Annotated in this window: 20 protein-coding genes; 10 read left to right on the forward strand and 10 right to left on the reverse strand. The window is 65.1% G+C overall.

Annotated features, from left to right (window positions below; translation table 11 throughout):
- The 5 genes from ACSQ23_RS10510 to ACSQ23_RS10530 are packed head-to-tail and all read left to right on the forward strand — an operon-like array spanning position 1 to position 4,607.
- Positions 1–1,026: an AAA family ATPase gene (locus ACSQ23_RS10510; protein WP_436090593.1), complete on the forward strand. Its 1,026-nt coding sequence runs from the start codon at positions 1–3 to the stop codon at positions 1,024–1,026.
- On the forward strand, positions 1,023–2,570 hold the full coding sequence (gene metG / locus ACSQ23_RS10515; protein ID WP_436090594.1) for a methionine--tRNA ligase: 1,548 nt from the start codon (positions 1,023–1,025) through the stop codon (positions 2,568–2,570). The genes ACSQ23_RS10510 and metG overlap by 4 nt, the downstream gene beginning before the upstream one ends.
- Positions 2,571–2,574: 4 nt before the next feature.
- On the forward strand, positions 2,575–3,351 hold the full coding sequence (locus ACSQ23_RS10520) for a TatD family hydrolase (RefSeq protein WP_055881360.1): 777 nt from the start codon (positions 2,575–2,577) through the stop codon (positions 3,349–3,351).
- Positions 3,351–4,190, forward strand: coding sequence for an MBL fold metallo-hydrolase (locus ACSQ23_RS10525; RefSeq protein ID WP_436090595.1), 840 nt, complete (start codon positions 3,351–3,353; stop codon positions 4,188–4,190). The genes ACSQ23_RS10520 and ACSQ23_RS10525 overlap by 1 nt, the downstream gene beginning before the upstream one ends.
- Positions 4,191–4,226: 36 nt before the next feature.
- Positions 4,227–4,607 (forward strand): RidA family protein, encoded by a 381-nt coding sequence (locus tag ACSQ23_RS10530; protein ID WP_436090596.1) that lies wholly within the window; start codon positions 4,227–4,229, stop codon positions 4,605–4,607.
- Positions 4,608–4,667: 60 nt separating this feature from the next.
- Here ACSQ23_RS10530 and ACSQ23_RS10535 read toward each other — a convergent pair whose 3' ends face one another.
- Positions 4,668–7,712, reverse strand: a complete 3,045-nt coding sequence (locus ACSQ23_RS10535) for a beta strand repeat-containing protein (protein ID WP_436090597.1) — start codon at positions 7,710–7,712, stop codon at positions 4,668–4,670.
- Between the two features lie 395 nt (positions 7,713–8,107).
- Here ACSQ23_RS10535 and ACSQ23_RS10540 point away from each other — a divergent pair, with 395 nt between their 5' ends.
- Genes ACSQ23_RS10540 through ACSQ23_RS10550 form a run of 3 tightly spaced genes read left to right on the forward strand, consistent with a single transcriptional unit; the run spans position 8,108 to position 10,506 of the window.
- Positions 8,108–8,845 (forward strand): hypothetical protein, encoded by a 738-nt coding sequence (locus ACSQ23_RS10540; protein ID WP_436090598.1) that lies wholly within the window; start codon positions 8,108–8,110, stop codon positions 8,843–8,845.
- Between the two features lie 8 nt (positions 8,846–8,853).
- Positions 8,854–9,660 carry a nucleoside triphosphate pyrophosphohydrolase gene (mazG, locus tag ACSQ23_RS10545; protein WP_055996420.1) on the forward strand — a complete coding sequence of 269 codons (807 nt, stop codon included), beginning with the start codon at positions 8,854–8,856 and terminating at the stop codon, positions 9,658–9,660.
- A gap of 18 nt (positions 9,661–9,678) precedes the next feature.
- Positions 9,679–10,506: a hypothetical protein gene (locus ACSQ23_RS10550; protein ID WP_055996417.1), complete on the forward strand. Its 828-nt coding sequence runs from the start codon at positions 9,679–9,681 to the stop codon at positions 10,504–10,506.
- On the opposite strand, the gene hflX is transcribed toward ACSQ23_RS10550, so the two are convergent.
- From hflX to dusB, 7 genes are all read right to left on the reverse strand, one after another.
- Entirely contained in the window at positions 10,492–11,874 is a 1,383-nt protein-coding gene (gene hflX / locus ACSQ23_RS10555; protein ID WP_436090599.1) for a GTPase HflX, read from the reverse strand. The two genes, ACSQ23_RS10550 and hflX, sit on opposite strands and share 15 nt — an antisense overlap.
- 8 nt (positions 11,875–11,882) lie before the next feature.
- Positions 11,883–12,131: an RNA chaperone Hfq gene (hfq, locus tag ACSQ23_RS10560; protein ID WP_055881338.1), complete on the reverse strand. Its 249-nt coding sequence runs from the start codon at positions 12,129–12,131 to the stop codon at positions 11,883–11,885.
- A 183-nt stretch (positions 12,132–12,314) separates the two neighbouring features.
- Positions 12,315–13,694, reverse strand: coding sequence for a nitrogen assimilation response regulator NtrX (ntrX, locus tag ACSQ23_RS10565; RefSeq protein ID WP_055881337.1), 1,380 nt, complete (start codon positions 13,692–13,694; stop codon positions 12,315–12,317).
- A complete protein-coding gene (locus ACSQ23_RS10570; protein WP_055881334.1) occupies positions 13,694–16,087 on the reverse strand; it encodes a sensor histidine kinase NtrY-like in 2,394 nt (797 codons plus the stop codon). Before ACSQ23_RS10570 ends, ntrX begins: the two co-directional genes overlap by 1 nt.
- A gap of 188 nt (positions 16,088–16,275) precedes the next feature.
- Positions 16,276–17,724: a nitrogen regulation protein NR(I) gene (gene ntrC / locus ACSQ23_RS10575; RefSeq protein ID WP_055996412.1), complete on the reverse strand. Its 1,449-nt coding sequence runs from the start codon at positions 17,722–17,724 to the stop codon at positions 16,276–16,278.
- On the reverse strand, positions 17,721–18,857 hold the full coding sequence (locus tag ACSQ23_RS10580; protein WP_436090600.1) for a two-component system sensor histidine kinase NtrB: 1,137 nt from the start codon (positions 18,855–18,857) through the stop codon (positions 17,721–17,723). Before ACSQ23_RS10580 ends, ntrC begins: the two co-directional genes overlap by 4 nt.
- Positions 18,854–19,834: a tRNA dihydrouridine synthase DusB gene (gene dusB, locus ACSQ23_RS10585; protein ID WP_156384540.1), complete on the reverse strand. Its 981-nt coding sequence runs from the start codon at positions 19,832–19,834 to the stop codon at positions 18,854–18,856. The genes ACSQ23_RS10580 and dusB overlap by 4 nt, the downstream gene beginning before the upstream one ends.
- Positions 19,835–20,027: 193 nt before the next feature.
- Between dusB and ACSQ23_RS10590 the strand changes: the two genes are divergently transcribed.
- Together ACSQ23_RS10590 and ACSQ23_RS10595 are read left to right on the forward strand one after the other, a co-directional pair.
- Positions 20,028–21,221, forward strand: coding sequence for a bifunctional 2-C-methyl-D-erythritol 4-phosphate cytidylyltransferase/2-C-methyl-D-erythritol 2,4-cyclodiphosphate synthase (locus tag ACSQ23_RS10590; RefSeq protein ID WP_436090601.1), 1,194 nt, complete (start codon positions 20,028–20,030; stop codon positions 21,219–21,221).
- 1 nt (position 21,222) lies between these two features.
- Entirely contained in the window at positions 21,223–21,714 is a 492-nt protein-coding gene (locus tag ACSQ23_RS10595) for a CinA family protein (RefSeq protein WP_055881320.1), read from the forward strand.
- A gap of 182 nt (positions 21,715–21,896) precedes the next feature.
- On the opposite strand, the gene ACSQ23_RS10600 is transcribed toward ACSQ23_RS10595, so the two are convergent.
- Both ACSQ23_RS10600 and lipA read right to left on the reverse strand, forming a co-directional pair.
- Positions 21,897–22,331: a type II toxin-antitoxin system RatA family toxin gene (locus ACSQ23_RS10600; protein WP_055877795.1), complete on the reverse strand. Its 435-nt coding sequence runs from the start codon at positions 22,329–22,331 to the stop codon at positions 21,897–21,899.
- Entirely contained in the window at positions 22,324–23,280 is a 957-nt protein-coding gene (gene lipA / locus ACSQ23_RS10605) for a lipoyl synthase (RefSeq protein ID WP_436090602.1), read from the reverse strand. Before lipA ends, ACSQ23_RS10600 begins: the two co-directional genes overlap by 8 nt.
- Positions 23,281–23,285 lie beyond the last annotated feature (5 nt).

Genomic DNA, 23,285 nt, shown 5'->3' on the forward strand with positions numbered 1-23,285 from the left:
TTGGACTATCCCGAACGCGAACCCGACCAGCTCGAAGGCGTGCCGCTGCCCGAGTTCCAGACCGGCGTTTCCGGTCACGATGCGGCGCGCGCCACCTTGCTCGATCGGCTCGATGCCGGGCGGCTGCCCGGCGGCATCCTGATCCATGGGCCGCGCGGCATCGGCAAAGCGACGCTGGCCTTCGACCTGGCGCGCCGCATCTTCGAAAAGACCGGCGATGAGTCGCCCGGCCACATCGCGGCGCAGGTCGCCGCCGGCGCCTATCCGAACCTGTTCGTGATGCGCAAATCGGTCCGCGATACCGGCAAGGGCTATTACACCGCGATCCGCGTCGAGGAAGTCCGCCGCTTCATCGAGGAGATGCGGATGACGCGCGGCCGCGCCGGGCACCGCATCGCCATTGTCGATCCGATCGACGACTGCAACACCTCGTCGGCCAACGCGCTGTTAAAGATCCTCGAGGAACCACCGGCCGACACCACGTTCCTGCTGGTCTCGCACCGGCCGGGCTCGCTCCTCCCCACCATCAAATCGCGCTGCTTCCAGGTGGCGTTGCGGCCAATCGCCGACCGCGAGGTCCGCACGGTACTGGATCAGGTCGGCGGGCAGCCACTCGCCATCGATCGCGCCGTGTCGCTCGCCGGCGGGCGGCCGCGCCGCGGTTTCGAGGCGATGCTGCTGGGGGAGGGGGGCGCGCTGCAGCTGCTGCAGGCTTGGCTCGCCGATCCCGCGGGGGCGCCGTCGGCGGCCCGCATCGCATTGGCTGATGCGCTCGGCGGCGAGCGCGACTCCGCCGAGCTGCGTTTTGCCCGCGACATTCTCAATGACTGGCTGGCGGATGCCGCCAAGGCCGCCGCGAGCGCGGGCGACCGGGTTCGCCTTGCCTCGGCCAACGAGCTATGGGACAAGGCCCGGCTTTCACTCGCCGATGCCGATGAATACAACCTCGACATGCGGCAGACCCTGGTCGCGCTTTTTGATGCGATCCGGAAACACCAGCTCCTGAGCGTCCAGCCGACACCATGACCGACACGTTCTACGTCACCACTGCCATCGCCTATCCCAACGGCGCGCCGCATATCGGGCACGCCTACGAGATGATCACCACCGACGCCATCGCCCGCTGGGCCCGGCTGGAGGGGAAGGACACGTATTTCCTCACCGGCACCGACGAGCACGGCATCAAGATGGTGCAGACGGCAGCGGCCGAAGGCATCACGGCGCGCGAACTGGCTGACCGCAACGCCGCCCGCTTCAAGGAGCTGGCGGGGCGTCTCGACGTCTCCAACGACGATTTCATCCGCACCACCGAGCCGCGCCACTACGAGTCGAGCCAGGAAATCTGGCGCCGGATGGCCGCCAGCAACAATGGCGACATCTACCAATCGACCTACAAGGGCTGGTACTCGGTCCGCGACGAGGCCTATTTCGACGAAGAAGAGCTCACCGACGGCGAGGACGGCAAGAAGTTCGCGCCGACCGGCGCCGAGGTGAAGTGGGTCGAGGAGGACAGCTACTTCTTCCGCCTCTCCGCCTATCAGGATCGCCTGCTGAAGCTTTACGCCGACCGCCCGGATTTCATCGCCCCCGAAGAGCGGCGCAACGAGATCGTGTCGTTCGTGAAGGCCGGCCTGCGCGACGTCTCGATCAGCCGCACCACCTTCGACTGGGGCATTCCGGTGCCGGGCGCTTCCGGGCACGTGATGTATGTCTGGGTCGACGCGCTCACCAACTACATTACCGGCGTCGGCTTTCCCGATCGTGCCTCCGAACAGTTCAAGAAGTTCTGGCCGGCGAACCTGCACGTCATCGGCAAGGACATCATCCGCTTCCACACCGTCTACTGGCCGGCTTTCCTGATGAGCGCCGGCATCGAGGTGCCGCACCGCGTCTTCGCGCATGGCTTTTTGACCTCGGAAGGCAAGAAGATGTCGAAGTCGGTCGGCAACATCGTCGACCCGCATGAGCAGCTCGACCTCTATGGCACCGATCCGGTGCGCTGGTACTGCCTGCGCGAAGTCAGCTTCGGCCAGGACGGCGACTGGGGCCGCGAGAAGTTCATCAACCGCAACAACTCCGACCTCGCCAACAATTTCGGCAACCTGGCGCAACGTTCGCTGTCGATGATCCAGAAGAATTTTGGTGGCGCGCTGCCCGAGGCGCAGCCAACCGAGGCAGAGCATGCCATTGTCGCCACGGCCATCGCGGCCATCGGCAAGATGGATCTCGCCATGAAGACGCAGCAGATCCACGAGGCCGCCGGCGAGCTGACCACGCTGCTCAACGCCGCCAACCTCTACTTCGCCGACCAGGCGCCGTGGGGGCTGAAGGCCGATCTGCCGCGCATGGGCACGATCCTTACGACCACGGCCGACATCGTCCGTCGCGCCGCGATCGCGGCGCAGGCGTTCGTTCCGGGTTCGGCAGCGAAGTTCCTCGATGCGCTGGCGGTGCCGGCCGACCAACGCCTCCTGACCCATGCGCTGAGCGCGTCCAGCGTTCCCGCCGGAACCGTCTTGCCGCCGCCCGAACCGGTGTTCAAGAAGTTCGAGCACCCAAAGACGGCATAGGCCAATGCTGATCGACTCGCACTGCCACCTCGATTTCCCCGAGCTCGCCGCCGATCGGGCCGGCGTGCTGGCCCGTGCCAAAGCGGCGGGGATCGATGGCATGGTGACCATCTCGACCCGGGTGAAGCGCTTCGACGAGATCAAAGCCATCGCCGAAGAAAACGCCGAGGTCTGGTGTTCGGTCGGCACCCATCCGCACCACGCCGACGAAGAGCTCGACATCTTGACCGAGGATCTGGTCCGGCTGAGCGCGCACCCCAAATGCGTCGCCATCGGTGAGGCGGGGCTCGACTATTTCTACGACAACGCACCCAAAGAAGCGCAGGAGACCGGGCTGCGCCGGCACATCGCCGCATCGCGCCTCACCGGGCTGCCGCTGGTGATCCATTCCCGCTCCGCCGACGTTCACATGGCGGCCGTGCTGACCGACGAAGTGGGGCAGGGGGCCTTCCCTTTCGTGCTCCACTGCTTCACCGGCGGCGCCGAACTTGCCCGCCAGGCCCTGGAGCTCGGCGGCTATATCTCGTTCTCCGGCATCATCACCTTCAAGAATGCCGAGGAAATCCGCGAGGTCGCAAAGTTTGTCCCATCAGACCGTTATCTGGTTGAAACAGACGCGCCTTATCTGGCTCCGGTGCCGCACCGTGGCGGTACCAACGAGCCGAGTTATGTCGCCCATACCGCCGCCAAGGTAGCCGAGGTTCGCGGCGTCAGCCTCGAGCAGCTCGGCAATGAAACGACAGCTAATTTTTTCCGTTTGTTCTCAAAGGCTAAGGCGTAATGCCTGAAGCACAACATATTGTAGCGACGATCATGGGATGCGGCTCGTCCGGTGGCGTGCCGCGCATCGGCGGCCACTGGGGCGTCTGCGATCCCGATAATCCCAGGAATCGCCGCAGCCGCTGTTCGCTGCTGATCGAAGGCTTCTCGGCCGGCTCGGATAAGCCGACCCGCATCATCGTCGATACCGGCTGTGACCTGCGCGAGCAGCTGCTGCGGGCCGAGGTCGATCGGGTCGAAGCGGTGCTCTACACGCATGAGCATGCCGACCACACGCACGGCATCGACGACCTACGGGTGCTGGCGCTGAACAACCGCAAGCGCGTCGACGTCTATTTCAGCGCCGAGGCCGCCAACCGGATCGTGCCGAGCTTTGCCTATTGCTTCACGGCCCCGCCGGGTTCGGGTTATCCGCCGATCCTCAACCAGCACCTGATCGAAGCCGGTAAGCCGCTGACGGTGGACGGGCCGGGCGGTTCGATCAGCATCCTGCCGTTCCGCCAGGATCATGGCGATATCTACTCGCTGGGTTTTCGGGTGGGCGGCTTCGCGTATTCGTGCGACCTCAGCGGCATTCCGGACGCCTCCCGCGACGCCGTCAGTGGGCTCGACACCTGGGTGCTTGACGCACTGCGGCCGGCGCCGCATCCGAGCCACCTGAGCCTGTCCGAAGCGCTGGAGCTGGTCGAGGACCTCAAGCCGCGCCACGCCGTGCTGACCAACCTCCATATCGATCTCGACTATGTCCAGACCGACGCGATGACGCCGGAGCATGTGCGGCCGGCGTTCGACGGGCTACAGATCGACATCACCGCCGGCGAGATCATCAGCCCTCGCTAGCTTCGCCATCATCGTACCGACGCTACGGAGCCGCCCATGATTGAAGTCATCGATACCGGCATCGCGCCATCCAGCGGCCCGATCAATGACTGCGTCCGCGCCGGCAATCACGTCTGGCTGGTGGTGCTGGCCGAGGATCCGAAGACCGGCAAGATCACCGACGGCGACATCGAGGTGCAGACGCGCCAGGCGCTATCGAACCTCAAGCAAGCAATCAACGCCGCTGGCGGCGAGCTCACCAACATCGTCCAGGTGCAGATCTTCCTCGTCGACAGCGCCGACGCGCCAGGCATGAACCGTGTGTATGCCGAGTTCTTCAACACCAAGCCGTACCCGATCCGTGCCACAGTGGTGGTCAAGGAACTGCTGGCCAAGGGGCTGCGGATCGAGATCACCGCAACGGCGGTACTGGGATAGAGCCATCAGCCCTCGACCATCGGTCCGCCCGTGATCCGATGGGAAGGGTAGGGGGCGGCCCTAGAATGCCGCCGACATCCCCAGGTTGGCGGATGCTGAAGTGACGCCGTCGGAGCGGAGTTCGAGACCGGCGGAAGCGGAGGCTCTTGCGGCTGGGCCGATGGGGCTATCGAGCGTGATGTCACCATAGGCGCCGTAAGCGAAGCTGTCGGGCGTGGTGGCGAAGGGGAAGCCGGCGATAGCGACCGAGGCGCCGAAATTCTGCTGGGCGAGGAGCCCCGCAGTGGTGGAGAGAGTCGCCTCACCATAATCGTTGGAAGCGACTTGCGTCGTGGCGGTGAGTTCCATGCGGGCATCGAGCAGGTTCACGGCCGCGGTGCCGACCGAGAGGTTTTGTGACGAGCCGGTTTCGGTGTAGCTGCCAACCTCGCCGCCGACATAGCGAAGCTTGAAGCCGGTTGCGGTCTCGATACCGTCGAGCAGCGGGACGGGGATCGAGAGCCCCAGTTCCGGGCTCAGGAACCAGCTGGCGTAGTCGGCGCTCGCGGTTTCGGTGACCATGGTGGTGACGGTGCGGTCGGAGTGGTTGGCTGCGACGCCCCCGAGAACCGAGTAGCTGAGAGTCACATCGCCCAGGTCCGTACTGCCGTAGAGGCCGGCGGCGCCGATGCCCGAGGCGATGGTCTGGCCGCCGACTGTGGTGAAACGGGAGCCGGAGACGCTGACAACGCCACCCAGCCGGGTGTTGGCGTCGATGGCGGTATGCGAGCCGGCGACGATGCCGCCGAGGACATTGCTGTAGTCATTGGTGCTGTTGGCGACGCTGCCGAATACCTTACCCCAGACTTCCGGGGCGCTCGCAGCAACGAGCTCTCCGGTGGCGGCCTCGGCGGCGCCGACCGGGCGAGCCGGGGCATAGCCCATGGGTTCGACGGACGCTGCGCCGCCTGTACGCGCGCCGAGAGCGCCAGTGATCTCACGGCCGATAGCGCCGGCCACCTCTCGCATGACGGTCGTGCCACCACCGGTTATGCCCGTGCCGTCGATGATGCTGATAGTGCCCGTGCCCGAGGTCAGCTGCTGGTTGACCAGGCGGTCGCCCGTGAGGACGGTTTCGAGATCAGCAACGGTGAGGATGGTGCTGCCCTTAAAGCCGGAGACGTCGAGCGTGTCGCTGCCGCCGGCGAACTTGACGCTGCCGAGGATGCGCGAGCCGGTACGCAACTCGAGGGTGTCGTCGTGCGCATAGTTGTAGAAGTTGTCTGCACCGAAATCGATGGCCGTGCCGCTGACACCCTCAATGGTGCCCGAGTTGATCACCTTGGCGGCATACGTTGAATTGTCGGAGAAGCCCATGCCAACCCAGCCGGTGACCAGCCCGCGATTCTCGAACGCTGTCGCGCCGAAGTAGAAGAGCGCACCATAATCCTCGCCGCGGATCGTGCCGCCGGCCTCGTTGACGAAGGGTCCGGTCCCGGTTCGCACAACCGTGAGGCCTGTATCGCCGAAGGAATTGATCGTCCCGCTGTTGATAAAGCTGCCGACGGTATCATTGAGGTGGACGGCGGGGCCGGTTCCGCCGGTTGTGGCAATGCGCCCCCGGTTGACGAAACCGTCGGTCTTGTTGGAGAGCCAGACACCATAATAGTTGCTGCTCTCGATCACACCGGTGGCGGTGTTTGTAAATGAGCCTACGGCCCCCAGGTCGACGGCAATATCGGTAGCGAAGATCGAGCCTGAGTTGACGAACGTTTCGGTGCGATCGGAGAAAGCCTCCACGCCCCGGCCGCTGCCGGCCCGGATGGTCCCCGTGTTGCTGAACGAACCGAAGCTGCCGGCGTGAATGGCGTAGTAGTTCGACGACGTAATGGTGCCGGAATTCACGAAGCTATCGATGTGGTACGATGAGCCATCGATCGCGTGGCCGGTACCCGCGGTAATGGTGCCGGTGTTTGTGAAGCTGCCCGTGGGGCTATCGAGATCGATACCCTTGTAGCCCGATGCAATGGTTCCGTCGTTGACGAAAGTCGTGACCGCGCCGTCGAAATCGACCGCCTTGCCGGTGGCGGATTTGATCGTCGCACCAGCCCGATTGGTGAAGGTGCCGGCGGTACCGGTGATTGCGACACCGTCGTGGCCAGTGGCCTCGATCCACCCGCCGTTGCTGAAGGTCGCCACGTTCCCGTCGAACAACACAGCGTCGCTGCCGGCACCGTAGATCTTTCCGCTGGCGCCGTTGGCGAACGAGTTGACATTGACGCCGGTGAACGCCACGCCGCCGGCGCCTCCCTGGACCAGACCATCGTTGAGAAACATTCCGACGCTGGTCGGATCCGCGAGGGCAGGGCGTTCGAACACGATTGCCGTACCGAGGGTGGATCGGACGGTGCCGCCGGCGTAATTGGTGAAGGCAGTCGCCGACGGAGCATAGATGCCAGCGCCACCGCCCGTAGTTTCGATCAACCCATGGTTGTTGAACGTGCCGACCCCGCCCTTGAGCAGCACTACGGTATCGCCGCCGTAGATTTCGCCGGTTGCCGCATTGGTGAAGGTCCCGACATAGCCATATCCAGACGGGGCGGTATCCTTGACCCGGAAGGCGTTGCCATCCGTGCTTCGCAAGGTGCCGGCGTTCTCGAAGCTGTTGAGGCCGTAGTAAATTTCGACGGCTGCGTTGTCGCCCTCGATGAGGGCGCCTGCGGCGTTGGTCATCGCGGACCCGCTAAACAGGCCGCCATAGTAGATGCCGAGATCGTCGGAGGCGATGGAGCCGCTGTTGAGGAAGGACTCGATCGCAACACCGGCATTGATGCCATCGGTTGATGCGCCGGTGGCGGTAATGGTGCCGGTGTTGGTCACCTGCTTGAAGTGGGCCGGATTGCCGCCCAGGATGAGCGCTCCGGCGCCGGTGTTGGCGGTAATGGTAGCGGAACTGGCGAGGGTATCGATCGGGGCATTGACGGTGATCGGACCCACTTGTGTGCCAGTGATCGTCTGGTCTGCTGCGAGGACGGGCGCGGTCAGCGACGTCGACAGCGCAAGCGCAGCGCTTAGCGCCCAGAGCCGGCGCTTCGTCTGAGCTTCTTCCCAATTCAGTGTGCGCATGCTCGATTTGCCCCCAAGTCACGCTGGAATCACGCAACCGGGGAAGACCCGGCCGTGTCAGCTTCATGGTGGCATCGGGCTGCGCCCAAGTCCTGAAGCCGCCTGGAGGGCGTTCTGAAATTATTCTGAAATTCGCCTGCTGCGTGCGCGATCCCCGGAGGTACGCCGGTCCAGCTTCGTGCCCGGACCTTTGAGGATGGCCGATCGTCGGCTGGACCTGTATTCAAGTCCGGTGCTGTGGCTCATCGAGTCGATTGTCGATGAGCTGCATCACTGCACAGCGACAGTGGAACAGGTCGCTGTCTATTGGGCAACAGCTGCGGCCCAGTGTGGCGCCTGGTTCGTTTAGTACGATAGTTCCATAATATATCTTATGCGAATGGAGGAATAGCGATATGCCGACCGAAGCCGACCTCACCCAGCAGCTTATCGAGGCCCAGCGTGCCGGCCGACATGATGTCGATGCAGCCCCCTATGCGGCGCTCGATCGCGCTGCCGCCCTGCGCATTCAGTCCGCCACCATCGGCGCGCTCAGCGAGACGCCGGCGCTGCTCAAGACCATCGTGACGCCGGATGGGCTTGGCGCCTGTGCGCCGATCTATCGATCGCGCGTCGGCAATAGCGGCGCGTTCCAGCTGTCGTCGCCGACGATCGTCGGGCTCGAGGTCGAGGTTGGCCTCGTGCTGGCCACCGACCTCACGACCGACGCCGCTAACCGCGACGAGATCGATATCATCGAAGCGATCAGTCATTACTTTGTCGGCATCGAGGTCTGCGGTACGCGTTATGTCGACCGCAGCCTCGCTGGCCCTTATGGCGGCCTTGCAGACAACGCCACGGCTTATGGTTACGTCATCGACCCCACGCATCGCGACGTCGGCGCCGAGATCGGTAATTACGACGTACACCTGGAGTTCGCCGGCAAAGAGATCTGGTCGGCGCCGGCCAAGCACTCGTTCGGCACGGTGCTCAACTCGTTCATCGCCTATGCCAAGAACCAGAATCCGGCCTTCCCGCTGAAGGCCGGCACGGTGGTCACCACCGGCTCGCTCTGCGGCCTCGTGCCCATCTCTGGTACCGGCCACGTGATCGGCCGCCTGGGCAACCACGCCGTCAGCTTCGACATCACCTGAGATCCGCCATGCAGCCGTCCCGCGACATTTCCCGCCTCATCGAGATCATGGCCGCCCTCCGTAACCCGGACGGCGGCTGTCCGTGGGATCTGGAGCAGGATTTCGCCAGCATCCGGCACTACACCATCGAGGAGGCCTACGAGGTCGCCGACGCCATCGAGCGCGAGGATTATGCTGACCTCCGCGAGGAGCTGGGCGACCTGCTGCTGCAGCCGGTCTATCACGCGCAGATGGCGTCGGAGAAAGGCCTGTTCGATATCGGCGACGTGGTTTTCGCTATTACTGAGAAGCTGATACGCCGACATCCTCATGTGTTCGGAGAGGAAGCAGCGCGCAACGCCGGCGGCGCCAAGGCCAAGTGGGACGAGGTGAAAGCCGACGAGCGGGCGAAGAAGGCGGAGCGGAAGCAAACCCCCTCGTCCATCCTCGATGACGTACCGCACGCCCTGCCTGCCCTCGCCCGTGCAGAAAAGCTCAGCCGTCGCGCCGCCTCGGTGCAGTTCGACTGGCCCGACTGGCGGCAGACGCTGGCAAAGGTCCGCGAAGAACTGGACGAAGTGGCCGCCGCGGCGGAAGCCGGCAACACCGCTGAGATCCAGGAGGAACTGGGCGACCTGCTGTTCGCCGCCGCTAATCTCGCCCGCAAACTCGGTGTCGAAGGTGAATCCGCGCTGCGCGACGCCAACGTCAAATTTGACCGCCGCTTCCGCTACGTCGAAACCCGCGCCAGCGAGGACGCCGTGCCGCTGGCGGAAGCCGGCCTCGAGCGGCTCGACGGCTACTGGAACGAGATCAGGGCCAAGGAGCGCGGCTAAGCGTCGGGGCCGCGAGCGATGCTCCGGCTTGTCGCTCGCCTGCTGATCTTCGCCCTGCTGACGCTGGTCACGCAGATCGGCGGCCTGGCCTATCTCGCGACGCTGGGCCTGGCGCGGCTGCTGCGAGTGCGCCACGAGGCGCTGCGGCTCGGCCTGTTCCTGTTGTGCTATGGCGCTGCGTCGATCATCGCGATGCTCGTCGCGCCGAGCTTTGGTCGTGTTCCCCTGCCGTGCCTTGCCGGCAATGGAGAAACGCTCGCCGCCCAGTCTCCGCTCTATTGCGTGCTGAACCGCAACTACGTCGCCCCGGAGTTGCGCGAGGTCGCTCTTGCACTTGCCGAGCATGTCGATGCGGAGTTTCCGGGGACAACCACCCTCGTCCTCGATGGCAGCTTTCCATTCCTCGACGGCTTTCCGCTGCTGCCGCACCTCTCGCACGGGAACGGCCGGGCCCTCGATGTCGCCTACTATTATGAGGATTCCGAGGGTAGGTTTCGCAATGGCGTGACCCGGTCACCAATCGGCTACTTCGCCTTCGAGCAGCCAGCAGCCGGTGATGTGCTGCCCTGCCCGGCGCCGCAAGACGGTATCACCCTGCGCTGGGACCTTGACGCTTTGCAGCCACTATTTCCGAACTACCGCCTCGAACCACAACGCACCCGCGCGGCCCTGCGCTGGCTGGCGACAGCGGGCGTGACGCGTTTCGGTGTCCGATCAGTGTTCATCGAGCCGCATCTGAAGCAGACGCTGGGCGTCAACTCGAGCCACATCCGCTTTCAGGGGTGTCGCGCGGCGCGCCATGACGACCACCTGCACATCCAGCTTGGCCGCTCAGGCGGCGTCTGAGCCTTCGATGCGGCCGGCGAAGCGTTCGGTGAAGGCGTTCTTGTGCCGGGCCTCGACCCGGACCTCGTAAACCTGCCCGTTCTCGTCCGGCTCGTCCTTGCCGATGATCTCGGCGTGGCCGTAGAGCCAGCCGACATCGGCACCGGCGGTATGCGGCACCAGCACGCGGTAGGTCCGCCCCTGCCCGGCCAGCACCTTCTCGATGGTGTCGAGCAGTCTATCCAGCCCCTCGCCGGTCTGCGCCGAGACCGGCACGGATGTGGCGACCTTACCGAGCGGCGACAGCGTCGCCAGCGCCGGATAAGAGCCGTCGGCGTCGCGCCCGAGGAGATCCACCTTGTTCCACACCTCGATGATCGGGGTGGTCTCGGCCGACATGCCGAGTTCCTCCAGCACCTTCAGCACGTCCTGCGCCTGCGCCGCATGGTCGGGGTTGGCGACATCGCGGACATGCAGGATGACATGGGCTTCCAGCACCTCTTCGAGGGTAGCGCGGAAGGCAGCGATCAGGTCGGTCGGCAGGTCGGAGACAAAGCCAACCGTATCCGACAGCATCACCTCGCGGCCATGCGGCAAGCCGATCTTGCGGACGGTGGTATCGAGGGTGGCGAACAGCAGGTCCTTGGCGAACACCCCTGCCCCGGTCAGCGCATTGAATATGCTGGATTTACCGGCATTGGTGTAACCGACCAGCGCTACCACCTGGAACGGCACGGCGTCGCGCCGGCCCTTCTGCTGGCCGCGGGTCTGGCGCACCTTCTCGATGCGCTCTTCCAGCATCTTGATGCGGTCCTGCAGCTGCCGGCGATCGCTTTCCAGCTGGGTCTCGCCCGGGCCGCCCATGAAGCCGAAACCGCCCGAGCCACGCTGGCGCTCGAGGTGGGTCCAGCTGCGGACTAGCCGGCTCTTCTGATAGTTGAGATGGGCCAGCTCGACCTGCAGCACACCCTCGCGGGTGGCGGCGCGCTCGCCGAAAATCTCGAGGATCAGCCCGGTGCGGTCCAGCACCTTGGCGCCGGTTTCCTTCTCGAGGTTGCGCTGCTGAATCGGATGCAAGGCGGTGTCGACGAGCAGGAGCTCGATCTCCTCCTCCTTCACCCGCTTGGCGATCTCCTCGACATGGCCGCCGCCAATGAAGGTCGCGGGCTTGATCTCGCGCACCTTGGCGATCTCGGAGAACACGATCTCCACGCGGATGGCGCTGGCCAGGCCCTCGAACTCGGCCTTGCGGGCCTCGATACTGTGGGTGGTGGCGCGGCCGCGGACATCGGGAATGACGAGGCCCACGCGGGTCGGCGCGGAACGCTGGTCTATGAATGCCTGTGGGCCGCCCTTGCGGGCGGCCTCGTCGTCGAAGTCATCGCTCAAGTTTTGTCTCAGTCCTCGGCGGTGTGCTCGGGATCGAACAGCTGGATCGGAGCGCCCGGCATGATGGTCGAGATGGCGTGCTTATAGACGAGCTGCGATTGCGCATCGCGTCTCAAGAGCAGGCAGAAATTGTCGAACCAGGTGATCACGCCCTGCAGCTTGACGCCGTTCACGAGAAAGATCGTGACCGGCACCTTCTGCTTGCGGACATGGTTGAGGAACGCGTCCTGGAGGTTCTGGGTCTTTTCGCTGGGCATTCGTTGGCCTCTTCTCGCGGGATGTTACGCGGGCCGCAAGCCAACGGCCACGCCCTGTTGATGGGAACAACGGCCGCCACCGCCCCTGCCCCCTTTTATGGTCACTCTCCCATCGCCTTTGAAGTATGGCACAGAAGAATCTTAGTGCCTACCCGTACACGCGCATGGCACCTGAGCGCGTGGTTAGAGTCCTAGCGACTTGATTTTGCGATGCAAAGCGCTGCGCTCCATGCCGACGAACTCGGCGGTCTTGGAGATGTTGCCACCGAACCGCTCGATCTGCGCCATCAGGTATTGCCGCTCGAACACTTCGCGGGCGTCGCGCAGCGGCAGGCTCATCAGGTGGGCCGACGAGTCGCTGTCGCCGACGGTCGGCAGCACTTCGCCGATATCGGGCGGCAGCATCGCTGCGGTGATCATACCGTCGGCGGGGGTCTGGTCCTTGACGAGGATCAGCAGCCGCTCGATCGAGTTGCGCAACTGGCGGGCATTGCCCGGCCAATCCTGGCCCTGCAGCACTGCCACGGCATCGTCGCCGATCGACAGGCTCTTGAGGTTGTGCAGCCGGCAGACCTGTTCGATGAACACCTCGACCAGCGGCGGAATGTCCTCACGGCGCTCCTTCAGCGGCGTCAGGTGCAACGGCACGATCGACAAGCGGTGGAACAGGTCGGAACGGAACTGCCCGTCCTCGATCAGGCCGGCGACGTTCTGCGAGCTCGACGAAATGATGCGCACGTCGATCGGCACGGCAACGGCGCCGCCGACACGGTTGAACTTGCTCTCGACCAGCGTCCGCAGCAGCGCCTGCTGGGCTGCCTGCGGCAGGGCCGCCACCTCGGAGAGGTAGAGCGTGCCGCCATGCGCCTTCTCCAGCGCCCCCACCTCGGTGCGCAGCGTGCCGGTCTTCTCGCGGGTTTCGCGGCCGAACAGCACGACCGCCACTTCCTCGGGCGAGTAGAGCGAGCAGTTGATCTCGACGAACGGCGCTTCGGCCCGGGCGCTGCGCTGATGGATCAGCCGCGCCGAGAGGCCCTTGCCGGTGCCGGACGAGCCCGAAATGAAGATGCGCGAGTTGGTCGGCGCCGATTTTTCGATGACGCCCTTTACCGCCTGCATGGCCTGCGAGTTGCCGACCAGCTCGACGGTCTTGTTCGAGCGCTCGCGGAGATCGGCCACCTCGTTCTTGAGGCGTGCCGCCTCCATGGCGCGCTGGGTGATCAGCAGCAGCCGATCCACCTTGAACGGCTTCTCGATATAGTCGTAGGCGCCGCGCCGGATGGCGCTCACCGCCGTTTCGACATTGCCGTGGCCCGAGATCATCACCACCGGCATATCCGGGTGCTGGCTCTGGAACTCATCCAGCAGTTGCAGGCCGTCGAGACGGCTGCCCTGCATCCAGATATCCAGGAACACCAGGCTCGGCCGGCGCCGGGCGATCTCGTTCAGCCCGGAATCGGCGTCATGCGCCTGCCGGGTCTGGTAGCCCTCGTCCTCGAGGATACCCGCGATCAGGTCGCGGATGTCGTCCTCGTCATCGATAATGAGAATGTCGAGGGCCATCAGGTATTATCAACCGCTTGCAATTGCGGCTCCTCTTGCTGTCCGCTGTCAGGGTCTGCCCCACCCGCTGCGTCATTCGTGGTCTCGGTAGCGGTCTGCTGCCCCGCCACCGTCTGAGGAGCTGCTGGCTCCCCGTCGTCCGTTTCGCCCGGCCGCTTGAGCGGCAAGGTGAAGGTAAAGCAGGCGCCGATGCGCCCGTTCTCGTCCGGCTCGGCGTCGATCAGATCGACCTTGCCGCCGTGCTGTTCAATGATCTTGGCGACAATCGCGAGGCCGAGCCCCGTGCCCTTCTCGCGCGTCGTAACATAAGGCTCGAGCAGCCGGTGCCGGTTTTCCTTCGGCCAGCCCTTGCCGTTATCGGAGATGGACAGCCGAACCATGTCCCCTTCAGGGCCGGCCTCGACGGTGATCACCGGATTCTTGATGCCTTCGAGCCCGGCGCCTTCGATCGCCTCGACGGCGTTCTTGATCAGGTTGGTCAGCACCTGGCTGATCAGCCGATTGTCGAACCACGCAGTGATCGGCTGCTCGGGCAGCTCCATATTGATGGTCACTTCCGGCAGGCGGACGCTCTCGAGGAACACTGCCTGGCGGATCGACTCGGTCAGGTTACCCTTTTCCAGCTTGGCTTCCGGCATGCGCGCGAACGAGGAGAACTCGTCGACCATGCGGCCGATATCGCCCACCTGCCGGATGATGGTGTTGATGCACTTGTCAAAGACTTCGAAGTCGTCGGCGAGCTTACTGGCATAGCGGCGGCGCAGGCGTTCGGCGCTGAGCTGGATCGGGGTCAGCGGGTTCTTGATCTCGTGCGCGATGCGCCGCGCCACGTCGGCCCAGGCGCCGGTGCGCTGGGCCGAGAGCAGGTCGGTGATGTCGTCGAGCGTCACGACGAACCCCTTGGACTCGGTCATCGTGCCCTCGCGGGTCAGCTGCACCTGGTAGGTGCGGTAGTCGGGGCCCGAGCCGATCTCGATCTGGTCGCGGATGGTGCCGCGGCGGGCTGATTTGGCGCGCTCGATCACCGGCGCGAGCCCCGGGATCACCTCGTCGATGCGCTTGCCGACCAGCGAGATTTCGTCGGAGCCGACCATCTCGGCGGCGCGCAGGTTCACCAGCGTGATGGCGCCGAACGGATCGAGCCCGACGATGCCGGCCGACACGCCCTCCACCACAGCCTCGGTAAACTGGCGGCGTTTCTCGTTGGTCTCGTTGGCCTCGACCAGGGCGACGCGCTGCGTTTTCAGCTGCTGCGTCATAGTGTTGAAGCGGGAGGAAAGATCGCGCAGGTCGCCCCTGCCCTCCTGCACCGGCACGCGCACGTCGAGATCGCCCTCGGAAACACGGCTCGAGGCGATCATCAGGTTACGGATCGGGTCGACGAAGCGGTTGGCGAGCGCGATGCCGATCCACACCGCCGCGAGCAGCAGCACCAGCGCCATGCCGATATACATGAGGGTGAAGGTGATCTGGAAGACCAGCCGGTTGCTCTCGTAATTGCGGTATTCGGTGATGTTGGCGTCGGTAAGCCGGGTGAACTCCAGCACCTCCGGGTCGACCGGGCGGGCCACGAACAGGTAGGTGTTGTCGTAGCCGCGCAGCTTCACCACCGAGCCGACGAGATTGGTGCGGCCCGGGCCGATTTCGGTCGGCGTCCCCTCGACCACGCCCTGCGTCAGGCCGGCGGGCACCCGCGGCGCGGTGCCTGGCGCGTTGATCTGCGCCTTCATCAGGGTGTCGCCGTCGGCCGAGATCAGCGAGGTGAACGGCAGCGAGCGCGTTACCGCCAGGGCAGTCAGGATGCGCTGGAACTTGGTGCGGTCGGTCTCGAAAGTGCCGCGCGCCTGCTCCAGCTCGTTGGCGACCCAGATGATGTCATCGCGCAGCACCTGCGAGTGCTCGAGCAGATACGAGCGGGCGACAAGGCGCGAGCTCTCCACCATGGTGCGCGTGCGTTCGGAGAACCACTGGTCGAGGCCCTGGTTCAGCGAAATCATGGCGACGACTGCCACCAGCAGGGCCGGAACGGCAGCCACGGTGGCGAACATCGCCACCATGCGGACCTGCAATCCGGCGCCGGCCTGCCCGCGCACCCGGGCCTGGACCAGCAGCGTCGCCTCGGTCAGCACCAGCGCCACCACCGAAACCACCAGCAGGCCGTTGATCACCCAGATGACCGTCCAGACCTCGGGGGTCGGCTCGATATCCGTCGCGCCGGTCATGATCAGGAACGAGCCCGACGACACGAAAACCGACAAGAGGACGATGATCAGGCCGATGGTGCGGATGGCCTTGCGGCCGGTGTCCCCGAACAACAGCGGACGGGACCGTGCCGAGGACGGCGCGGGAATCGACTCGGGTGGTGCGTCGCCGGTGAGCGTTGCGTCGTGCATCCAGAAGCCGGGTTGTGGACGGATCGCGGGCGGCCTCGCCCACCGATTCACCCTTCAAGACAATTGTTGCCAAAATGTGACACCAGGGAGTGGCGCCAGAGCAACTTACTGGCTTGAGTAGTCCCGTCGATGCATTTTCGCAACAGCCGACTGCGGCCGCCTCGGCAAAGTGATGTATCAGCGCGCTGTCAGCCTTGGCGGCGCGACTGCTTGACGATCTCGATCGAGTGCGCCCGGATTTTCTTGCGCAGCGTGTTGCGGTTGAGACCGAGCAGGTCGGCGGCCCGGATCTGGTTACCACCGCAGGCATTGAGCGCCATGGCAATCAGCGGCGCTTCGACCCGGTCGAGCACGCGCTGGTAGAGCCCCGCTGGAGGCAGGTTCGGCTCATACTCGCGCAGCACCTGGGCGACGTGGGTTTCGACCGCGGTCGAAACGTCCACCGGCCCATTGCTGCTCTGCACCGGCTGGCGGTCGGCGAGGTTGAGCTCGCTCTGCACGATCTCGAGCGAGATGTTCTCGTCAGCGTAGAGCGCCGACAGGCGACGCACCAGGTTCTCCAGCTCGCGGATGTTTCCCGGCCAGGAGTAGTTGTGCATCAGCCGGATGGCGTCGGCGGAGATGGTCTTGACCGGTTCGCCCTCGCGCTGCGCGGCGCGCAGGAAGTGCTGCACCAGGTCGTTGATGTCGTCGACGCGCTCGCGCAGTGGCGGCAGGCGGATCGGCACGACGTTGAGCCGGTAGTAGAGATCCTCGCGGAACAGGCCCTGGCGGATCATCTGGCTCAAATCGCGGTGCGTCGCGGCGACGATCCGGACGTTGGATTTGATCGGCGTGCGGCCGCCGACCATGGTGTACTCGCCCTCCTGCAGCACGCGCAGCAGTCGGGTCTGGGCATCCATCGGCATGTCGCCGATCTCGTCGAGGAACAGCGTGCCGCCTTCGGCCTGTTCGAAGCGGCCCGAAGAACGGGCGGTGGCGCCCGTAAAGGCGCCCTTCTCGTGCCCGAACAGCTCGGCTTCGATCAGGTCGCGTGGGATGGCCGCCATGTTGATGGCAACGAAGGGGCCATTACGGCGCTTGCCGAAATTGTGCAGCGCCCGCGCCACCAGCTCCTTGCCGGTGCCGCTCTCGCCGGTGATCATCACCGTCAGATCGGTCTGCATCAGCCGCGCCAGGGCGCGGTAGATGTCCTGCATGGCCGGCGAGCGGCCGACCAGCGGCATGGTCTCACCCGGCTCGTCCGCCTTCTTTTCGGCAGGAGAGGCCTTCTTGGCGTCGGCCAGCGCCCGCCCGACCACCGAGAGCACCTCGGTGATGTCGAATGGCTTCGGCAGGTACTCGTAGGCGCCGACTTCGTTGGCCCGGATCGCCGTCATGAAGGTGTTTTGCGCGCTCATCACCACCATCGGCAGATCAGGACGCAGCTTCTTGATCTTGGGCATGATGTCGAAGGCATTGCCGTCGGGCATCGCGACATCGGTGATCAGCAGGTCCCCTTCCCCGCGGCTCACCCAGTTCCACATGGTCGAGAGGTTGCCGGTCGGGCGCACCTCGTAACCGGCCCGGGTCAGCGCCTGGTTCAGCACCATGCGGATCGCGGCATCGTCGTCTGCGAGCAGGATAGTATGGCTCATTCGGCCGGAACCTCTTGGGAGACAGTGTCAGTCATGGTGCTCTTGGCGGCGACCGGCAGCAGGATGCGGAAGCGGGTGCGGCCGGGCCGGCTGTCCATGTCGACGACGCCGCCATGGTCGCCGATGATCTTGGCGACCAGCGCGAGGCCAAGTCCCGAGCCGTTGGCCTTGGTGGTAACGAACGGATCGAACAGGATCGGCACCAGGTCGGGCGGCACGCCGGGACCGTTATCCTCGATGACGATCTCGAGCGGCAGCGAGATTCGCTCCGACACACCCTGCACTGAAATGCGAATGCCCGGGCGGAACGCCGTCGAGAATCGAATTTCAGGTTTCGGTGTCCGCTCAAGGGCTTCCGCGGCGTTCTTCACCAGATTGAGGAACACCTGGATGAGCTGATCGCGGTTGCCGCCGAGCGGCGGCAGCGACGGATCATACTCCTCATGGAAGGAAATGCCCCTCGCGACGCCGTTCTTGGCGAGGAGCTTCACCCGGTCGAGGATGACGTGGATATTGATCGGCTCGCGTTCGATCGGCCGATCGTCGCCGAACACCTCGACGCGGTCGATCAGGTCGACGATGCGGTCGACCTCGTCGCGCACTAGGCGCGCCAGCGGCAGCTCGTCGGCCGTGACGCTCTGCTCGAGCAACTGCGCCGCGCCACGGATGCCGGAGAGCGGGTTCTTGATCTCGTGCGCCAGCATTGAGGCGAGGCCGGTGACCGAGCGCGCCGCGCCGCGGCTCACCAGCTGGCGATCGATCTTGTCAGCCATGGTGCGCTCCTGGAACAGGAGCGCGATACGGCCATCGGCATCGGAGAGCGGCGAGGCGAAGACATCGACCACCCGGTCGTCGCCAACATCGGAGAAGCGCGACGAGCCGACGCGGACGCGGTACTCGGTCATCGGGCCGCGGCGATCGGCGACGGCCTGCATCAGGCCGATGATGGGCGAGCCGAAGGCGATGAGGTCGTCGAGCCGCTGGCGCGACAAGACGCTTTGCGAGGCTCCGAAGAACGCCTCGGCAGCATAATTGACGAAGACGATGGTGCGGTCTTCGCTGCAGACGATGACGGGCTGTGGCAACGCCTGCAGCACAGCAGTGCTGAGGGCCGGCGGCGGAACCTTGCTCATGCCGCGAGCCTCCAGTCGCCGGAGTAGATATCGCCGATCATCTTGCTGACCTCGGCCGGCTCCAGCGCATTGAGCAGCTGGCTGCGGACCGGCTTGTCCAGCACGATGTTGGCCGCCTCGAGATACCAGTCGAGATGCTTGCGCGCGACGCGCACCCCGAGCTGGGTGCCGTAATCGGTCAGCATGGCGTCGTAATGCTCCGCGACCAGTTCGGCCAGCTCTGCGCCGGTCGGTGCGGCCTCGGGCTGCCGGCCGGCCAGCTGTGAGCCAATCTGTCCGACGGCCCAGGGCTGCCCCTGTGCCCCGCGGCCGATCATCACGGCGGCAGCGCCGGATTGCTCCAACGCCTCGCGCGCTGCGTCAATACTGGTGATATCGCCGTTGACGACCACCGGAACACTCACCGCCTCGACCACCGGGCGCACCAGGTTCCAGCGCGCCTCGCCCTTGTAGAACTGCTGCCGGGTGCGGCCGTGGACGGTGATCATCTGCGCTCCGGCATCGACGGCGCGCCGCGCCAGGTCGGCGGCGTTGAGGCTGTCCTCGTCCCAGCCGAGCCGCATCTTCACGGTCACCGGCAACGGTGTCGCGGCAACCACGGCGTCGATCAGCTTCAGGGCTTCATCGGGCACCCGCATCAGCGCCGAGCCGGCATAGCCGTTGGTGACACGTTTGGAGGGGCAGCCCATGTTGATGTCGATGATATCGGCGCCGGCCGCATAGGCGATCTCGGCGCCCTTCCGCATCCACTCCGCCTCGCAGCCGGCGAGCTGCACGACATGCGGCAGCGAGCCGGATTTGTTGAGGCGGCGCACCATGTCGTCGTTGTTGGTGGCCAGCGCGTTGCTGGCGATCATCTCCGAGACGACAAGGCCGGCGCCAAAGCGCTCGGCGAGTTTCCGCATCGGCGCGTCGGTGATCCCGGCCATCGGCGCCAGAAAGGCGCGGTTCGGCAACTCATGACCAGCAATGCTCAATGTGCAGGCAATATCAGACACACCCTGCCCCAGATTTGCTCATTTCCACGAAATGCCCGCAGAATAGTCAAAAGCGGGCGGCGCGCAACCACATATCTCGCCCTATTGCGCAATGTTCGGTGCCGGGCTTGCTGCGGGGAAAAGCCGCCGGTAGACCAAGCCCGCGCCACTAAGCGCGCGATATGAAAAGACAATGACAGGCACCAGAACCATCGCCGTGATCGTGGTCGCTGCTGGGCGCGGAGAGCGCGCCAGCAGCGCCGGCGACACCAGCCCGAAGCAATACCGCGATCTCGCCGGCACGCCGGTGCTAAGCCGCAGCATCGCGGCATTTCTGCGGCGCGACGACATCAGCTGGGTAGTGCCGGTCATCCACTCCGAACAAGTCGATCGCTATGCGGCGCTCGGTCTCGCCGATCCGCGCCTGCTGCCGCCCGTCACCGGTGGCGAGACGCGGCAGGCCTCGGTGCTGGCAGGGCTCACCGCACTGAGCCCCAAACGGCCCGACCTGGTGCTGATCCAGGATGCGGCGCGACCGCTGGTCACATCGGAAGTGATCGGTGGGGTGATCGAAGCGCTGAGGGGGAGCGAGGCCGCCCTGCCCGTCGTGCCGGTGACCGATACGATCAAGCGTTCGGTCGACGGCCGAACAGTGACCACGACCGAGGATCGCAAGACGCTGTTCGCGGCGCAGACCCCGCAGGGGTTTCGCTTCCCGCAGATACTCTCGGCCCACCTCCGCGCTGGTCGGATGCCGCGTGAGTTCACCGACGATGCAGCGATCGCCGAATGGGCCGGGCTCAGCGTCGCGCTGACGCCAGGCAGCACGCATAACCTCAAGATCACCCACCCCGAGGATTTCGCCCGCGCCGAGCGCCTGCTGGGCAAGGAGACGGCCATGGAAACCCGCATCGGCACCGGCTTCGATGTTCACCCGTTCGACACTGGCAGTTCGGTGTGGCTGGGCGGCGTCGAGATCCCGCACACCCATAAGCTCAAGGGCCACTCGGATGCCGACGTGGCGCTGCACGCGCTGACCGACGCCATCTATGGCGCGCTGGGTGAAGGCGATATCGGCAAGCACTTTCCGCCTTCCGACCCACAATGGAAGGGCGCGGCCTCCTCGATCTTTCTGAAGCATGCCGCCGGCCTCGTCACCGAGCGGCGCGGCCGGATCGTCAACCTCGACATCACCATCGTCTGCGAGGCGCCGCGGGTCGGACCGCATGTCGAGGCGATGAAGGCCGCTATCGGCGCGGTTTGCGGCGTTTCCACCGGCCGGGTGGCCATCAAGGCCACGACCAGCGAGCAACTCGGTTTCACCGGCCGCGGCGAGGGTATCGTCGCCATGGCCAGCGCCAGCATCGAACTGCCCAGGGAAGACTGAGATGAAGCTGCCCGACGATATCGCCGCCCTCGCTGAGGAAACCGTTGCCGCCCTCAAGGCCGCCGGGATGACCGTGGCGACGGCCGAGAGCTGCACCGGCGGGCTGATTGCCGGGGCGCTGACCGCCATCTCCGGCTCGTCCGACGTGGTCTATGGCGGCTTCGTCAGCTACGCCAACGAGGCCAAGATCTCGATGATCGGCGTGCCGTTCGGCCTGCTGAAGCAGTTCGGCGCGGTATCGAAGGAAGTTGCGATGGCCATGGCCGACGGGGCGATCGGCGCTGCCGGCACCCATGTGGCGGTTGCGGTCACCGGCATTGCCGGCCCCACCGGCGGCAGCGCCGACAAGCCGGTCGGGCTGGTGCACTTTTCGGTCGCCACCGAGGCCGGTACCACCCACCTCAAGAAGGTGTTTCCCGGCAATCGTGACGAAGTGCGGCACGCCACCGTGGTGCAGGCGCTGAAGCTGCTGCTGAAGGCGGCGAAGGCTTAGGTTGCGGCTGCAGGCTGGCTTGCCACCACGATTGTGCAACACCTACCGGTGTCATCCCAGCGAAAGCTGGGACCCAACTCGCCACAGTGCAAGCGGTTGGATGGGTCCCAGCTTTCGCTGGGATGACATCGAGTATGTGGGTGAGCTAACGGGGCAAGTCCGTAGCCGGAAGCTCCCAACCCCTACCCAAACCGCCTATCGGCCTCATCCTCAAACGCGTCGATGATTTCGGTCTGCTTGGCGGCAAAGGCCGGCTCAGCCACCGCGGCGACCAGTGGATTGGCGATCTTGAAGTCGATGTCGAAGCGGATGCGGGTCCCCTCGCCTTCCGCTTCAAAACTCCACTTGCTGTCGAGGTAGGCGAATGGCCCGTCGACCGCCTTGGCGGTGATGGTCAGCGCCTGCGGGTCGGCGACCACCCGGCTGGTATAGGCCTGGGTGATCGGGCCGAACTGGATGGTCATCCGCGCCAGGATGCCCTCGCCGGTGGCGTCGTCGCGCACCTCCATCGCCTTGCAGTTGGGGATGAAGCGCGGATAGGCCTCGAGGTCGGAGACCAGATCGAACATGCGCTGCGGCAAATGCGGCGAATGCCGCTCGAGGAAGAGATCAGCCATGGGCGAGTTTGGCCATCCGGTTGGCGCGAAGCTGTTCGAAATCTTCGCCGGCGTGATGCGACGAGCGGGTCAGCGGGCTCGACGAAACCAAGAGGAAACCCTTGGTCGTCGCTACCGTGGCGAACGACTTGAACTCCTCGGGGGTGACGAAGCGCTGTACCGGGTGGTGCTTCTTGGTTGGCGCCAGGTACTGGCCGATGGTCAGAAAATCGACATCGGCCGAGCGCAGGTCGTCCATCAGCTGCAAGACTTCGTTCCGCTCCTCGCCGAGCCCGACCATGATGCCGGACTTGGTGAACATGGTCGGATCGAGTTCCTTCACCCGCTGCAGCAGGCGGATCGAATGGAAGTAGCGGGCGCCGGGACGGACCTTGAGGTACTTTGACGGCACCGTCTCGAGGTTGTGGTTGAAGACGTCGGGCTTGGCCGCGACGACGATCTCGAGCGCACCGTCCTTGCGGAGGAAATCCGGCGTCAGGATCTCGATGGTGGTCTTGGGCGTGCGGGCGCGGATGGCGCGGATCACCTGGGCGAAGTGTTCGGCGCCGCCATCCGGCAGATCGTCGCGATCGACCGAAGTGATCACCACATGGGCAAGGCCGAGCTTTTCGACGGCGTTAGCGACCTTCTCGGGTTCCATCGGATCGAGGGCGGTCGGCAACCCGGTGCGCACATTGCAGAAGGCGCAGGCGCGGGTGCAGATCTCGCCCATGATCATCATGGTGGCGTGCTTCTTACTCCAGCACTCGCCGATATTCGGGCAGCCGGCTTCCTCGCAGACGGTGACGAGACCGTTCTCGCGCACGATCTGCTGGGTCTCCTTGTAGACGGGAGAGCCCGGTGCCTTGACCCGGATCCAGTCCGGCTTTCGCAGCATCTCGTTTTCGGGCCGATTGGCCTTTTCCGGATGCCGCGGGCGGGTGTCTAAGCTGTCGATCAGCGTAACCAAGAGGC

This window comes from Devosia sp. LjRoot16 (genome assembly GCF_964252795.1).
GTDB lineage: Bacteria > Pseudomonadota > Alphaproteobacteria > Rhizobiales > Devosiaceae > Devosia_A.

Excerpts from the sequence above, each read along its gene's own strand:
- ACSQ23_RS10525 (WP_436090595.1), top strand. The coding sequence starts at position 3,351 with ATGCCTGAAGCACAACATATTGTAGCGACGATCATGGGATGCGGCTCG.
- ntrX (WP_055881337.1), bottom strand. The coding sequence starts at position 13,694 with ATGGCCCTCGACATTCTCATTATCGATGACGAGGACGACATCCGCGAC.
- ACSQ23_RS10590 (WP_436090601.1), top strand. The coding sequence starts at position 20,028 with ATGACAGGCACCAGAACCATCGCCGTGATCGTGGTCGCTGCTGGGCGC.
- ACSQ23_RS10580 (WP_436090600.1), bottom strand. The coding sequence starts at position 18,857 with ATGAGCAAGGTTCCGCCGCCGGCCCTCAGCACTGCTGTGCTGCAGGCG.
- ACSQ23_RS10550 (WP_055996417.1), top strand. The coding sequence starts at position 9,679 with ATGCTCCGGCTTGTCGCTCGCCTGCTGATCTTCGCCCTGCTGACGCTG.
- ACSQ23_RS10535 (WP_436090597.1), bottom strand. The coding sequence starts at position 7,712 with ATGCGCACACTGAATTGGGAAGAAGCTCAGACGAAGCGCCGGCTCTGG.
- ACSQ23_RS10600 (WP_055877795.1), bottom strand. The coding sequence starts at position 22,331 with ATGGCTGATCTCTTCCTCGAGCGGCATTCGCCGCATTTGCCGCAGCGC.
- ACSQ23_RS10540 (WP_436090598.1), top strand. The coding sequence starts at position 8,108 with ATGCCGACCGAAGCCGACCTCACCCAGCAGCTTATCGAGGCCCAGCGT.
- ACSQ23_RS10530 (WP_436090596.1), top strand. The coding sequence starts at position 4,227 with ATGATTGAAGTCATCGATACCGGCATCGCGCCATCCAGCGGCCCGATC.
- metG (WP_436090594.1), top strand. The coding sequence starts at position 1,023 with ATGACCGACACGTTCTACGTCACCACTGCCATCGCCTATCCCAACGGC.
- mazG (WP_055996420.1), top strand. The coding sequence starts at position 8,854 with ATGCAGCCGTCCCGCGACATTTCCCGCCTCATCGAGATCATGGCCGCC.
- hfq (WP_055881338.1), bottom strand. The coding sequence starts at position 12,131 with ATGCCCAGCGAAAAGACCCAGAACCTCCAGGACGCGTTCCTCAACCAT.
- ACSQ23_RS10520 (WP_055881360.1), top strand. The coding sequence starts at position 2,575 with ATGCTGATCGACTCGCACTGCCACCTCGATTTCCCCGAGCTCGCCGCC.
- ACSQ23_RS10595 (WP_055881320.1), top strand. The coding sequence starts at position 21,223 with ATGAAGCTGCCCGACGATATCGCCGCCCTCGCTGAGGAAACCGTTGCC.
- ACSQ23_RS10570 (WP_055881334.1), bottom strand. The coding sequence starts at position 16,087 with ATGCACGACGCAACGCTCACCGGCGACGCACCACCCGAGTCGATTCCC.
- ntrC (WP_055996412.1), bottom strand. The coding sequence starts at position 17,724 with ATGAGCCATACTATCCTGCTCGCAGACGACGATGCCGCGATCCGCATG.